Genomic DNA, 13,681 nt, shown 5'->3' with positions numbered 1-13,681 from the left:
AAATTTATTTTTTGGCATGTAGATTGCTTTTATCTATTCAAACTTTGAAAAGTTGTGCAAGTGGCAGTTTATTGCCCCATCGTAAAAACGTAGTTTTCGATATGGATTGCCTCCTTGTACTCAATAGCCGCTCTATATAAGGGCGTTTGAATAGAGAGAGTGAATCATGGCTTTATTTGTAAATACCAATGTCAGCTCGCTGAATGCACAAAGACAGTTGCAGAAGTCGGGCGTTGAACTAGATACTTCTTTTAAAAGATTATCTTCTGGTCTTCGTATCAATAGTGCTGCAGACGATGCGGCAGGTCTGCAAATTTCAGACCGTTTGCAATCACAGATTCTTGGTTTGAACCAAGGTAACCGAAATGCTAATGATGGTATTTCACTGGCGCAAACCGCAGAAGGTGCGATGGACGAAATTACATCCATGTTCCAGCGTATTCGTACCCTGTCACAACAAGCTGCGAATGGTTCCAACACCGATGAAGACCGTTTGGCGATTCAAGAAGAAATCCGTCAATTGGCGGCAGAAGTTAACCGTGTTGCATCTGACACCACTTTTGGTGGTCAAAACTTGCTAGATGGGTCATATGCTGCAAACTTTCAGGTCGGCGCAGACGCGGTACAAACAATTGGCTTTAGTATGCAGTATGTTGGCGCTACGGCAAACAGCTTAGCGGCAAATGGCGGCTTTACGCTTTCTGGTGTTGCTGGCGTTGCGAGTGGTGTGTCAGGAGCGTCGCTAAGTACAACAACAGGTACAATCAGTACCAGTGTTGGTGCTTCAGCGGATGATACTGCGTTTTCTGATGTATATACTGCCAGTGGGATCAGCGTATCTTCTCAGGCTAATGCACAAGCCGTACTTGCTGGTATGGATGCGCTAATTGCGGTTGTGGATAAAAAACGTTCTGAGTTGGGTGCGGTACAAAACCGTTTCCAATCTACAATTCGTAACCAAGCTAACATTTCTGAAAACCTCGCAGCAGCAAAATCACGTATTCGTGATGCTGACTTTGCGATGGAAACAGCTAAACTGACTAAAAACCAGATCTTGCAACAAGCAAGTCAGACTATACTAGGTCAAGCGAATCAAAGACCTCAGGCAGCATTGAGTCTGTTACAAGGGTAAAAATTAAAAATTAATTAAAAAATTTGCAAATAAGGCTAAAGCTTTCGCTTTACGTGTCGATACCAGAGTTAGAGAACTAGAAATGTAGGACTCTAATCTTATCGAAATAGCAGGGTAGGGGTATCCCGCTACTTCGATTGATATTGATAAAGCGGAGGCTATTATGGCTTTATATGTAAACACCAATGTGAGTTCTTTGAACGCACAAAGGCAGTTAAGTAATTCTGCCAACTCTTTGGACACATCATTCCAAAGACTATCATCGGGTTTTCGTATTAATAGTGCGAAAGACGATGCAGCGGGTTTGCAGGTATCGAATCGTTTAACAGGTCAGATTAATGGCTTGAATCAGGGTATTCGAAATGCAAACGATGGTATTTCACTAGCGCAAACTGCTGAAGGTGCGTTAGATGAAACCACGCAAATGTTCCAGCGTATGAGAACTTTGGCGCAACAAGCATCAAATGGTTCAAATACAGACGAAGATAGATTAGCAATACAAGAAGAGATCCGTTCACTTTCTTCGGAAGTAAACAGGGTTGCAGCAGATACCACGTTTGGTGGTCAAAACTTACTTGATGGTAGTTATGACGCGAACTTTCAGGTAGGTGCGGATGCTGTACAGACAATCTCTTTCAGTATGCAAAATGTTGGTGGTACTGCAAACTCAATAACTGCACAAGGTGGTTTCACCATGTCAGGCATTGCAGGCGTAGCAAGCGCTGTAACAGGAGCTTCTCTTTCAGCCACTACAGGTACGATTAGTAACACTGTAGGCGCATCAGCTGATAACACGGCGTTTTCTGACGTGTTCACAGCGACTGGTATATCTGTTTCTTCACAAGCAAACGCTCAGGCTGTTTTAGCTGGTATGGACTCGCTTATTGCCGTAGTGGACAAAAAGCGTGCGGAGCTTGGTGCGGTTCAAAACCGATTCCAATCTACTATCCGTAACCAGTCAAATGTATCTGAAAACCTAGCAGCTGCGAAATCTCGTATTAAAGATACCGACTTTGCTTCAGAAACTGCAAGTCTAACTAAAATGCAGATTCTGCAACAAGCAAGTAGTTCTATCCTAAGTCAAGCTAACCAAAGACCTCAGGTCGCACTCTCTCTACTTGGTTAAGTTGGCGTGATAGTAGCGTCAAGTTTGGGACTAAATTACAAACTTGACGTATACTATAAGTTAGGCTTGTTGCTTGGAGGTGTATTGTGAAAGATGTTCAATCTTCAGCTGGAGTTGGATCGAACAACATAGTGCCAACTCTTGAGAAAACGAAGCCCGAAGAAGGGACAGATACTTTGCGCGCTATTGAAAATGCGAGTAAAGTTGAAACCGCGCGCCAAAAGAGGGAGGAAGAGGGTAACCTTCAATCCGAACTTTTTGAGGAAGTTAAGGCTAACCTTGGTAGACTCAACGATGTTTTACCAGTTACGTCTACAAATTTGTCTTTCGAGTTTGATGAAAATGGTGATCCACCATTCATCAGGGTCATCGATAGAGACAGTGAAGAGGTTATAAGGGAAATACCTTCCGAGGAATTTCGTGAAGTAGCTAAGGCTTTGGATGAATTTGCCGATAAGGTATCAGGCAAAGGCTTGTTGTTCGACAGAACAGCTTGATAATTAGTTGGAGGTAGCAAAATGCCACTTATTACGTCAGCGGGCGTTGGTTCAGGTTTGAATCTTGAGAGTATCATTAAGGCGTCTGTGGATGCTGAAAATGTGCCCAAGATGCAACAGTTCGCGAAAAAAGATGAAGCGCTAAAAGTTGAGTTATCAGCGGTTGGCGAAGTGAAATCTGCTATCTCCAAACTTAACGATACTGTCGAAAAATTGGCAGATCTAGACAATTTCAACAAACGTGTTGCAAATATAACGCAGCCGAGTAGCGGTGACATCATCAGTGTTACTCCTACGTCAAAAATTTCTGTAGGTGATTTCGATATAGCGGTAACGCAATTGGCACAGGGTAGCCGCGCTGTCAGTGCAGATAACGCGTTTGCCTCAAGTGATGCAGTTGTAAGCGCGTCTGGGGGAACTCTGTCTTTTGCCGCAGGCTCGAAATCTTTCGATTTAACAGTAACAGCGGGTATGACGTTAAGTGAATTACGTGATGCCATCAATGCAAGTGATACTAACTTTGGCGTAACAGCGAACATCGTAAATACCGGTGACGCTGCTATCGGTAGTAAGCTGGTATTAACCTCAAATGAAACTGGCGATGGCAATGATTTGGTCATTACCAGTGACACCTCCGAACTAGATGCGATAGAAACCTATGACGCGTCAACTAATCCGACAGGCGGCATGCGTATTGCGGACGCTGATAAAGCACAAAATGCAAAAATAACGGTTGATGGCCTTGAAGTGACCAGTGCAACTAACACCTTTAAAGACGCAGTACAAGACATGACCATCACTGCGAAGGCGCTTAGTGTACAAGACGCGACAACTTCACAGTACGAAACAGCCAAGCTTAATATCGACTACGATAGGGAGTCGGTAACTACGTTAATAGATGAGTTTATTTCGAACTATAATGCATTAATAGGCCAGATCGGGTTTCAAACAAGAATCGGAAAACCGCTCAATGGCGACTCGTCTATGCGTAGCTTGGATGACCAATTAGTCACGGCATTGTCAAAGCCACTGACCGATGCTGGCCCATTTGGCTCGATTTTTGATATCGGTTTAGGAATAGATAAAGAAGGCTACCTTGAGAAGTCATCTTTAGTTCGTAGTTTAAATGATGCCATGGACTCAAATTATGATGATATTGGCACAGCCTTTGCAGGACCTAATGGTGTTGCCAAAGAACTCGAATCGTTACTTGGTAACTATGTAGATTCAGGTGGTTTACTAAAACAAAGGGAAGATAGCCTCAACAGTCAAATTAAAGACTTAGAGGATGATGTAGTAAACCATGAATATAGAATGCAATCTTTGGAAGAAAGGTTAAGGAAGCAGTATGCTGGTCTGGATGTTTTAATTGCGCAAATGCAGCAAACACAAAACTATCTAGGCGCGCAGCTTGCAAACCTGCCAGGATTTACCAAGAAATAACACACTAAGGAGCCGTTATGTATAACGCAAGAGTAAAAAACTATCAGCGTGAGGCACTTAAAACCCGAGTTGCAGGTGCTGATAGATACGAAGTAATTCAAATGTTGATGGCGGGTGCAATCGAAAAAATGGTGCTTGCCAAGGTTGCAATTGAGAAAAAGCATTTAGAAGCTAAATCTGAACATATTTCAAAGTCTTCTGCGATTATTAACGCGTTGAGAGATTGTCTAGATTTTGAAGTGGGTGGTGAGGTAACAGAAAATTTATATGCTCTGTATTCTTACATGCTAGATAGATTGCTAGATGCCAGCTTGCAAAATGACCCTGCTATTATTGACGAAGTCTCTAATTTATTGAAAGAAATCAAATCTGCCTGGGATGCCATTCCTTATGATGTGAGAGAAAAAACGTTAGGGCAAAATGGCACAGATGCGAATGTCGGCTAGTATAGATGATATAGGCTTATTTTTAGACCAGCTTGAAGTGTATTGTCACAATGGAAAGCTGGAAGATGCCCAGGGAGAAGTGCAAAAAATAGATGAGTGTATAAAGCAGCTATTTGCGAATCAAGACGTTGAGCTTTCTGACACTCAGATTTCTATGCTTACGCACTTTTATGACAAGATAGGTGAGTTGAGTGACTTGCTAGGCAGTCAAAAAGCAGACGTATCCCAAAAACTTGGTAAACACTTATCTAACAAGAAAAAAATAAATGCATATAAAGGCATGCAGTAGCCAGAACATTTATGAATAAAAAATCAATCGAACAACAAATCCAATCTTTAGATGATAAATTATCTGAATCCATAGAACACCAGAAAAGAGAAGCTATTTTTGCAGAGCAAGCCAACGAACGGTTTGCCAAAAATATGGCCTGCTTTGAACAGTACTACCCTGATATTGCAAAAACCTTTAGTGAATTCTCTGTACGTGATGACTTTTGTATACACGTAACTAAATCAGGTCATGGTAACTTTGTACCCAAAGGCTATAGTGCGCCGCTTTATAGTGACGATCCCATTGCTCAAAGCAAAGCTCAGGTAGAGTTGAATATTAAGACGCCTGTATATTGCGCGACAGATTATACCTCTTATGCAACCAGCGATGATGATGAGCGAATTCATGTGCGATACATGAGGTCGTTGTCGGAGTCAATGGAACAAATCCAAGCAGAAAACGAACCGCACTTGGGCTCCTTACCTGCGCATTTTCCAACTGGGATTTTATTTGGTATTGGGCTTGGTTATCATTTGGAGATCCTATTTAATCGAGTAAATTTTGAGTACATCTTCCTTGTAGAGCCTGATCTAGAAGTTTTCTTTGCCAGTTTATTTTGTACCGACTGGTATAAGCTGATCGAGCAAGTAGACGAGCGTGGTGGAAATATGTTCTTCCAGCTCGGTGCAGATACCAGTACGTTTATAAAAGATCTGGAAGTGTTAGTCGAAAGAATAGGTGCATTCTCATTAGTACGTAGCTTTTGCTATCAACATACGCCTCAATCTGAAGTTGTGCAGCTCATCCAGCAATGGTCTCGTGAATACTTTAAATTTCAATTCGGGCACGGCTTCTTTAATGATGCTATCACTGGCCTTTCTCACAGTATCCACCTAGTAGAGAAAAATGCCCCTATTTTGACAGGCAATCAAAGTACAGGGATAGACCTGTCAACGCCGGTTTTTATAATGGGTAACGGCCCGTCACTGGATGAAGCAGAAGCGTTTATCAAAGCGAATAAGCAAAATGCCATTTTGCTTGCTGCAGGTACATCTATTGCGACCTTGTATAACAAAGGAATAGAAGCCGATTTCCATATCCTTGTCGAACGACCTTATTCAAATTATAAAATCTTTGGGGACATAGTACCTGAAGAAGTCTATAAAAAAACAAACTTGATTGGACTCAACACGCTTTATCCGGACAACATCGATCGCTACAAGTGGGCAGGCATTGCTGGTAAAGGTAGTGAAGCTGGCACGTTTTTACTCGAAATATTGGGCCACACAGAGCTGGGCAAAGGGATACCTCTTATTCCATATTGTAATCCGGTGGTGGCAAATGCGGCTTTGTCTTTTGCACTATATGCTGGTTTCAAAAACATCTACTTATTTGGTATCGATAATGGCAATTTATTGACAGGCGAGCATCATAGTAAGGACAGCATTTATAAGAAGAATCAAAATGATGAAGACGAAGAAGGTATGTTATGTTTGAAAATGGATGGTAAATACTTGCCAGCTAACTTTGGTGGGCAAGTCGAGACGAACGATTTGTTCATGATGGCGCACAGCCAGCTAGAAAGCGTTATTGAGTACTATCCAAAAAGAACAATTTACAATGTAGGTAGTGGGGCAAAGTTGACGGGCGCTTATGAAATCCCTGCTGAAGAGCTCCTTCCTATACCAACCAAAGCAGATAAATTTTCGCAGGTAGAGTCGCTAAAAACTGACTTTTTTACCCCTTTTAACTTAGAAAAAATCAATGATGAATTAGTTGGTGTAAAAGGGTTTAACGAAATTTGTGATCACATTTTAAGTCTTACCAAAGAGCCAGTAAAAAGCAGGGTGGAAGCGTCAGAGTTGTTAATGCGACAGGCTAGGTATGTTTATTCATTTAAAAATACGGCGTTAAATCATTTATTTCATATGATAAAGGGGGCGTTATTGTACTACCACTGCCCTATGCTAACACTCTTGTATACGTATAAAGATGAAGAGTTTACGTTGCAGAGCTACCAAAAAATTAATAATTTATGGCAAGGCTACGTATCTGAAATGAAAGATTACTATAAAGATAACTATCGCGAAAAGTGTGACTTAGGAAGGGATTAAAAGTGACTCAAACTTACACTGAATCTGAGCAATTTTATAGTGACTTGTATGACAAGCTATTTCCCATATTACGCTCTATCACAGGCCCTGGTTTAAGGCAGAGCTACCATATTTTTGCACAGTATATGCCATTGGAAATCAGTTCAATAAAAACAGGTACTCAGATTTTTGACTGGCAGGTTCCACAAGAGTGGCATTGCAGTGAAGCCTATTTAGAGGCGCCAGATGGGACAAAAGTTGCAGATATGCAGCGCTTGAACCTCGAGGTTGTTAACTACTCAGAAGCGGTGGATAAGACGTTACCGCTCGATGAACTACAAAACCACCTTTACAGCTTACCAGAACAGCCTACGGCCATTCCTTACGTTACGAGTTATTACAAAAAGCGTTGGGGGTTTTGTTTATCTCAGCAAGTAAGAGATAATCTGCCAGAGGGTAATTACAGAGCAGTAGTAAAAAGCGAGTTTGTTGATGGTAATCTAGATATTGCGCAAACAATATTAGAGGGCGACAGCAAGCAAGAGGTTTTGTTGAGCTCTTACCTATGTCACCCATCTATGGCGAACAATGAACTCAGCGGGCCTTTAGTGCTGTTGGGTCTATATCATCGGATAAAGAAGTGGCCAAAGCGCCGTTATACCTATAGGTTTGCTTTGCATCCTGAAACAATAGGCAGTTTAGGGCTATTGCATTTGGAGCATAAGAACTTTTCGAAAAATATGGTCGCTGGTCTAGTTATTAACTGTGTAGGAGGGAAACAGCAAGAATTAACCTTCAAACACAGCCGTAATGATAATGGACTATTAGACAAGTTGCTTTATCACCTGAATGAACATGGACATGGTCACCGCAACATCGCTTATTCTCCATTATCTGGATCTGATGAAAGGCAATACAATGCTCCTGGCTTCCAGTTACCTGTATGCTGTGTGAGCCGCAGTTTTCATGACGGCTACCCTCAATATCATACGTCATTGGACGATAAAGAATATATGGGTATTGAATCATTGCTAGATAGCATTGATAAACTCGAGCGAGTTTTTCTTGAGATGGAACAATCCGCTGTGTTTGAAAACCAGTATCCTTATGGTGAGCCACAGCTTGGTAATCGCGGGTTGTACCCAACTCTCAGCTTTTTTAGTGAAGAAAGAAAAAAGCAAGTGGATGAACTAAACCAAATAAAGATGCTGCTTAGTTACGGTGATGGTGAACATGACACTATTGAGATTGCGAAAAAGCTGGGAGTTTCTGTTGGCGATATGGCTACGGCTATTCACAAGTTGGAAGAACAAGGGCTCTTGAAGATGGTTAGATCGTAAAAAGCAGTTTAGGAGTTGTCATGGTAAATCAAAACGCAGTGGTAGTTGGCGGTGGAGTCTGTGGTTTGGTGTCCTCCTTGTTGTTGAAAAAGAGAGGATATAACGTTGTTTTGGTTGAACAAGCAGAGCGCATAGGCGGACTGTTTTGCTCGATAAAGGATAGCAGAGGTGCAGCGTATGATATGGGATCTCACATCCCTAACGCCACGGGCATTGAAGAGCTTGATCAAATTTTATTTGGCCATGTAGACGATAAATCTCTCTGGAATACGATTGATAAACTTGAGTCGGGTAATTATTTTGCCGGAAGCTGGGATTTGACCAGTCCTTTTCCAAATGCTCAAAAATTGGAGCCCGCGCTATACTCCCAGGGGTGTGGCGAGTTGATTAACTTAACTGCTCAGCCATCAGAGCAATTTATTTATGATCACTGCATTAATTCTTTGGGTGTAGTCTTTACTCATAGCATTGTTGTGCCCATTTTACAGAAACTGTATGGCAAACATGTCGATGTAAGAGGGCTTACAATGGATGCCGGCTTATTTGGGTTCACTCGTATCTTGGCATTGCCGGCTGGTGTCGCAGCTAAGCTCAAAGAGCTTCCGGCCTTTGATAACAAATTGGGTTATCAAACCGAGCAGGATTTTTTGGCGAGAAAAGAACGTGACAAATTGCCAGATGTAAAATATTTTTACCCTAATAATGGTGAAGGTATAGGACACTGGATTCAAGAGCTGCTCTCACAGGTTGAACAAGCTGGAGTGGAAGTTATTGTGTCAGAGCGAGTTAAAAAGATAGTTCGTTCGGGCACGAAAATTACCCATATTGAATTGGCTTCGGACAGAGTACTTTCATGTGATTTACTGTTTTGGAGTGCACCGCCGTTTATTGCGCTGAATGCGCTGGGGCTAGAGCCACAACGGGGACAAATGGAATTAAGAACAGCAGTTATATTTCATTTAAACTTTGACAAGCCTTTGATTAACAGGAAGTCTCACTATCTTTGGGTGTGGGACAGTAGTACAGATATCTTTAGACTGACTTTATACCCTAATCTGGATAAAAGTGCAGTCCACCACCATTTGACGGCAGAGATATTGTGCTCGCCTGATGAAGTATCATCTTATTCACTTGAGCATGTTGTAGCACAGCTCAAAGCAATGTCTATCGTTGATGAAAACGCACAGGTGGTAAGCTCTCAAACACAAGCCATAAATAATACTTTCCCAGTCCCAACTAAAGAGTTTAAAGATGTCAATCTACATAATTTTGAGTTATTAGATAAAAGTGTAGACAATTTAATTGTGTCGGGGCGGTATAGTGGTAGGTGTTGGCGCCAAGCTGACGTACTTATAGATGCATTTGAATCAATAGATAGACTTTAAACCCTCAATTTAAAAGGCACCGATTGTAAATAGGTGCCTTTTTTAATGGTCGTTATATTTAGCCTAAATGAAGATGAAAATAAGAGATAATTTCACCACCAAAACTGAGTTTGAACCAACCTCTTTTAGGGCTATTTATTCCTTCTAAATCTAAAAGGCGAGCTCCTCGCTCAACTAAAAGAGGGATGGACTGCCAAAGGACAGCAGTTCCAGTATGACTGTCACGCATTTGTGGATCATTGGCACCATAAAAGTAGTATGCAGTGTCATTGAGGATTAAATAGCTTGCGAAACTACCAATGCGTCCAGATTGGTCTTTTGCTTCAACTAATAGCAAAAGACCCGAACTATGGAGCACTTCAATCATGTGAGCTAGCTTATTTATTTGTTGTTGAGAAATATCAATTTCTTGACGCGACATAGTTAAAGCATAAAACTGAGCAAATAGGTCATACTGTTTCGACTCGTATACAGAAACTCCTTTTTTCAACCCATACCGTATTTCCTGCCGTCTAGATACAGAGCTGTTCAAGTAGCACTGAGAATCATCAAAAGGTAAATCCGGATTTTCAAACTCACTAATTTCTAACACAGAGGTGTAACGAATGTTTGTAGAGTACTTCTTACCATCATTGTGATAGTTAACCCACTGAAAAGCCCTAATATCAACAATATTAGGATGTAGCTTAAGGTGTACTTGTTGGTAGTTGTCTGCTAAAAATTGACTAATAAACTCTTGAGCTGAAAACATTTCCGAATGAGTCTGTGCCTTGTTTAAATGGCGCGTATTTCTGTGAATAATACCATCATAAATGACATCATGATGGCCAATCACCGAACATCCATCATCGGAAACAATTAATAATATTGCTGCGATTTTCTCATTACCTTTACAGCAATAAAAAGAGTGAACTTTAACGTCTATTGTGGCGATAAATTGGCTCATAGAAAAGGCACTACCATGAGGGGATCGTGCTACGAATTGATCCCACTGTGCATCAAGCTCACAACTTACCAGCTTGTATTTACTTTTCATTTATGGCTTTCTCAGTATCATATTCCACGATGCGTATCTATCTTCGCTATTATGGCTGGTGTTGACAGTATGTGATAGTGAGATAATCTCGAAATCAGTGACTAGCTCTAAGATTAGCTCTTTGTCAAAAAAATTAACATTACCAACTTGTGCAAAAGGTCCTTGTACGTAGCCTGCTTTAGTATATTTATCAATTGATTCAGGCGCGCTTTCATACTCAGAGTGCTCGGTGCTAAACCAGTCTGTGATGACTAATACACCACCTGACTTCAATTGCTCTAGTGCGGTCTTTAGATAGCGTTTGATACTGCTGGGTGGATTGTGAACAGAAGCACCTCTGTCGACTATCAGGTCGAAGGTTTTATTAAATGGCCAAGGTTGAGTAAAGTCTCCACAAAACAAATTCTCACTAATTGATGGAAATCTTTGTTGCAGTTGACCAATAATGAAGTCGCTGCCATCTATACCATATACATTATTTGTATAGGTCAGAAAAAATGGGAAGTTAGCACCTGCACCACATCCAACTTCAAGTACTCTAAAATCGTCCGAGGCATTCTTTAACTCAGTATGACGCAGCGACACGCTGACGACATCGCTCCAAGGCCAAACTGACATATGTTGATTGTTTCGATAGAGTTTGTCCCAATTTTCGCAAAAAGCCATAAATATATCTCCAATTTTTTACCTAAAACATCACGCAATTTAACATTGCAGAGATTGCACTTTGTGGTAAGTATCAGGTGTTCCAATATCTAAGTAATTCCCTTTAACATGATAAGCTGTTAAGTGGTTCACCATCTTTGGGATGATGTCTCGACTTAGATCGTAAAAAGTATTTTTTGTTAGTGATGAAAAATATTGCTCATACACATTTGCAGAGAAAAGAAAAAGTGCTCCGCTTGCGAGGTTACTAGTTGGGTTTGGAGGCTTTTCCTGAAAACCTATCACGCGTTTTCGTTCGTCAAGCTGTACGATGCCGCAAGCGGACGGGGTGTCTGTTTCAAATGTAAGCACAGTGCCATCTGAAAAGTCGGCATGACTTTTGTGCCAAACTAGCATATCTATCAGGCTATCTTCACAATAGTTATCTGCGTGAATCACCCAACAATTGTGGCCTTGCCAAAACTCAGCATTATTTACTAAAGTGCCGCCTGTGCCTAATAAAATGTCCTCGTAGACGAGTTTTATATGTTTTTTATGCTGGTGTTGTTCAACAAATTTAACAACTTGATCGGCATAGTAGTGTGTATTAATAAGGATTTCTTTTACACCTAAGTCGATGAGTTTATCTATCCACAACCCTAATAACGGGTATCCATTAATTGGTACTAAGCACTTTGGAATATTATCAGTTATGGGTCTAAGTCTAGTCCCTAAACCTGCTGCTAGGAGTATAGCTTTCATATGTTAGGTATTAAAATGTTCATTGATTGTATGGATAAGTGCCTGAGCTTCTAGTGGCTTATTTCCTAATGTGTCAACTTGACAGGCTGCTGCGATGCTGCCTAGGAAAAAAGCTTGCCAAGGTGTTGCTTCTGCACCAAGTGCGAGTGCACTAGCTGCTAGGAAACAATCTCCAGCACCTGCTGGGTCAACTGCTTTTCGATTAATTGCAGGTAACATATCATTTTCCCAGAGGTTATCTGATGTCGGGATATGTATAAAAATCCCTTCATTCGCAAGCGTAATAACTAAAAACTTAGGGGTAGCTTTTTGGCAAAGTTTTTGCGCTAGAATAGGTAAGCCATCATCAACATTACCTAATGCTACTCTAACTTCTTTTTCTGTTGGGGTAAGCAAGTGCATATTACTGTAACGTGAAATATCTCCAACTTGGGAAGATGTTTGGCTGTCTGCAACCATAGTCACGTTGTTCTTTTCACACAGTGTGCAAAGCCTATTGACTAAATCTTGAGGTAGAAGTCCATAGTTGAAATCTGAAAATACAAGTATGTCTAGATCTTTAACGATAGTTTCGAATTGATTATAAAGATCGTTTTGGACTTCTTTTGATATTTTATGCTGTCGACATTGATTGACTCGAAGTAGTGTCTTATTACCAGCTCGATAACGAGTCTTTAAAGGTGTTGGCCTACTAGGGTCAGTATAAAAGTGACAGGATAAATTGTATTCATCTATGTTGCTTTTTACATAGTTGGCATAATCATCTTTCCCGAGCACAGATAAAAATGTTACCTCTGCTGCGCCCATCGCTTTGATGTGTCCCGCGGTTATGGCTGCGCCACCTAAAAATGTATCCGTTGTGTTTGGAGTAATGACAATTGTAGGGTCTTCTTGAGACATTCCTATAGCGGTGCCTTGAACATATTGGTCTACAATAACTTCCCCGATCACACATACTTTCAAGTTATTTATTTTCTTGAAAAGATCCGTTATTGATGTGGAAGAAATGTTATGTCTTTTTACATAATCTTTTGTTTTACTGAAATCAAAAGACTTACCCAATTGAAGGTTACGCTTAAGGCTCATGTAATGTTGTGTAGATATGTCAAACTCTCCAGAGCCGAAGATTAGTCTACCACCATATGTGTCTAGAGCAGCCTTTTCTGGATTATCTCTTTCTTCAAACTCTTTACCTTTAATGACAGCGTCTGGCTTAAGTCTGTGAATCAACTCCACGGCGTTTTCATTACTAATGAACGCTGAATCTACAGAGCCTAAAGATTGGATAAGCTCTAAACGATGTTGCTCGTTGACACTACATGATTGGCTCATCACCTCGTCACTCATTACAGCAACAGTTAGGTGAGCGCCACACTCTTTGGCAAATTTGAGTAAACGCACATGTCCAGGGTGTAAAATGTCGAACTTGCCAGTCACTAGTATTGTTTGCATAACCTAGTACTCTATACCTTGAGGTGTAAGTGCATCTAATTGATGCACTTTTT

At 40.9% G+C, this 13,681-nt stretch carries 13 protein-coding genes; 9 read left to right on the top strand and 4 right to left on the bottom strand.

Translation table 11 applies throughout. The features are described from left to right. The first annotated feature begins 166 nt into the window (after nucleotides 1–166). From N480_RS01355 to N480_RS01315, 9 genes are all read left to right on the top strand, one after another. A complete protein-coding gene (locus tag N480_RS01355; RefSeq protein ID WP_063370735.1) occupies nucleotides 167–1,132 on the top strand; it encodes a flagellin in 966 nt (321 codons plus the stop codon). A 163-nt stretch (nucleotides 1,133–1,295) separates the two neighbouring features. Further along, on the top strand, nucleotides 1,296–2,258 hold the full coding sequence (locus tag N480_RS01350; RefSeq protein WP_063370734.1) for a flagellin: 963 nt from the start codon (nucleotides 1,296–1,298) through the stop codon (nucleotides 2,256–2,258). An 86-nt stretch (nucleotides 2,259–2,344) separates the two neighbouring features. Next, nucleotides 2,345–2,755 carry a flagellar protein FlaG gene (locus tag N480_RS01345; RefSeq protein ID WP_063370733.1) on the top strand — a complete coding sequence of 137 codons (411 nt, stop codon included), beginning with the start codon at nucleotides 2,345–2,347 and terminating at the stop codon, nucleotides 2,753–2,755. 21 nt (nucleotides 2,756–2,776) lie between these two features. Next, nucleotides 2,777–4,198, top strand: coding sequence for a flagellar filament capping protein FliD (gene fliD, locus N480_RS01340; protein ID WP_063370732.1), 1,422 nt, complete (start codon nucleotides 2,777–2,779; stop codon nucleotides 4,196–4,198). A gap of 17 nt (nucleotides 4,199–4,215) precedes the next feature. Further along, the gene (fliS, locus tag N480_RS01335; protein ID WP_063370731.1) at nucleotides 4,216–4,644 is read left to right on the top strand and encodes a flagellar export chaperone FliS; all 429 of its coding nucleotides are present in this window, start codon (nucleotides 4,216–4,218) and stop codon (nucleotides 4,642–4,644) included. Continuing rightward, on the top strand, nucleotides 4,634–4,933 hold the full coding sequence (locus N480_RS01330) for a hypothetical protein (RefSeq protein ID WP_063370730.1): 300 nt from the start codon (nucleotides 4,634–4,636) through the stop codon (nucleotides 4,931–4,933). The genes fliS and N480_RS01330 overlap by 11 nt, the downstream gene beginning before the upstream one ends. Nucleotides 4,934–4,944: 11 nt before the next feature. Then, nucleotides 4,945–7,029, top strand: a complete 2,085-nt coding sequence (locus tag N480_RS01325; protein WP_063370729.1) for a 6-hydroxymethylpterin diphosphokinase MptE-like protein — start codon at nucleotides 4,945–4,947, stop codon at nucleotides 7,027–7,029. A 2-nt stretch (nucleotides 7,030–7,031) separates the two neighbouring features. Beyond that, nucleotides 7,032–8,348 carry a DUF4910 domain-containing protein gene (locus N480_RS01320; RefSeq protein WP_063370728.1) on the top strand — a complete coding sequence of 439 codons (1,317 nt, stop codon included), beginning with the start codon at nucleotides 7,032–7,034 and terminating at the stop codon, nucleotides 8,346–8,348. Between the two features lie 20 nt (nucleotides 8,349–8,368). Beyond that, entirely contained in the window at nucleotides 8,369–9,733 is a 1,365-nt protein-coding gene (locus N480_RS01315) for an NAD(P)-binding protein (protein WP_063370727.1), read from the top strand. Between the two features lie 58 nt (nucleotides 9,734–9,791). On the opposite strand, the gene N480_RS01310 is transcribed toward N480_RS01315, so the two are convergent. Genes N480_RS01310 through N480_RS01295 form a run of 4 tightly spaced genes read right to left on the bottom strand, consistent with a single transcriptional unit; the run spans nucleotide 9,792 to nucleotide 13,628 of the window. Beyond that, complete coding sequence (locus tag N480_RS01310; RefSeq protein ID WP_063370726.1) at nucleotides 9,792–10,769, bottom strand: GNAT family N-acetyltransferase; 978 nt, start codon at nucleotides 10,767–10,769, stop codon at nucleotides 9,792–9,794. Further along, nucleotides 10,770–11,435 carry a class I SAM-dependent methyltransferase gene (locus tag N480_RS01305; RefSeq protein WP_063370725.1) on the bottom strand — a complete coding sequence of 222 codons (666 nt, stop codon included), beginning with the start codon at nucleotides 11,433–11,435 and terminating at the stop codon, nucleotides 10,770–10,772. Nucleotides 11,436–11,474: 39 nt separating this feature from the next. Further along, nucleotides 11,475–12,176 (bottom strand): nucleotidyltransferase family protein, encoded by a 702-nt coding sequence (locus N480_RS01300; RefSeq protein ID WP_063370724.1) that lies wholly within the window; start codon nucleotides 12,174–12,176, stop codon nucleotides 11,475–11,477. A gap of 3 nt (nucleotides 12,177–12,179) precedes the next feature. Beyond that, the gene (locus tag N480_RS01295; protein WP_063370723.1) at nucleotides 12,180–13,628 is read right to left on the bottom strand and encodes a PfkB family carbohydrate kinase; all 1,449 of its coding nucleotides are present in this window, start codon (nucleotides 13,626–13,628) and stop codon (nucleotides 12,180–12,182) included. Nucleotides 13,629–13,681 lie beyond the last annotated feature (53 nt).

It is taken from the genome of Pseudoalteromonas luteoviolacea S2607, from assembly GCF_001625575.1.
GTDB classification, from domain to species: Bacteria; Pseudomonadota; Gammaproteobacteria; order Enterobacterales; family Alteromonadaceae; genus Pseudoalteromonas; species Pseudoalteromonas luteoviolacea_E.
This window is presented reverse-complemented; position numbering and strand designations above follow the sequence as displayed.

Bases quoted from the DNA above. Each gene is read 5' to 3' on its own strand.
- N480_RS01355 (WP_063370735.1), top strand. From the start codon at position 167: ATGGCTTTATTTGTAAATACCAATGTCAGCTCGCTGAATGCACAAAGA.
- N480_RS01350 (WP_063370734.1), top strand. From the start codon at position 1,296: ATGGCTTTATATGTAAACACCAATGTGAGTTCTTTGAACGCACAAAGG.
- fliD (WP_063370732.1), top strand. From the start codon at position 2,777: ATGCCACTTATTACGTCAGCGGGCGTTGGTTCAGGTTTGAATCTTGAG.
- fliS (WP_063370731.1), top strand. From the start codon at position 4,216: ATGTATAACGCAAGAGTAAAAAACTATCAGCGTGAGGCACTTAAAACC.
- N480_RS01330 (WP_063370730.1), top strand. From the start codon at position 4,634: ATGTCGGCTAGTATAGATGATATAGGCTTATTTTTAGACCAGCTTGAA.
- N480_RS01325 (WP_063370729.1), top strand. From the start codon at position 4,945: ATGAATAAAAAATCAATCGAACAACAAATCCAATCTTTAGATGATAAA.
- N480_RS01315 (WP_063370727.1), top strand. From the start codon at position 8,369: ATGGTAAATCAAAACGCAGTGGTAGTTGGCGGTGGAGTCTGTGGTTTG.
- N480_RS01310 (WP_063370726.1), bottom strand. From the start codon at position 10,769: ATGAAAAGTAAATACAAGCTGGTAAGTTGTGAGCTTGATGCACAGTGG.
- N480_RS01305 (WP_063370725.1), bottom strand. From the start codon at position 11,435: ATGGCTTTTTGCGAAAATTGGGACAAACTCTATCGAAACAATCAACAT.
- N480_RS01300 (WP_063370724.1), bottom strand. From the start codon at position 12,176: ATGAAAGCTATACTCCTAGCAGCAGGTTTAGGGACTAGACTTAGACCC.
- N480_RS01295 (WP_063370723.1), bottom strand. From the start codon at position 13,628: ATGCAAACAATACTAGTGACTGGCAAGTTCGACATTTTACACCCTGGA.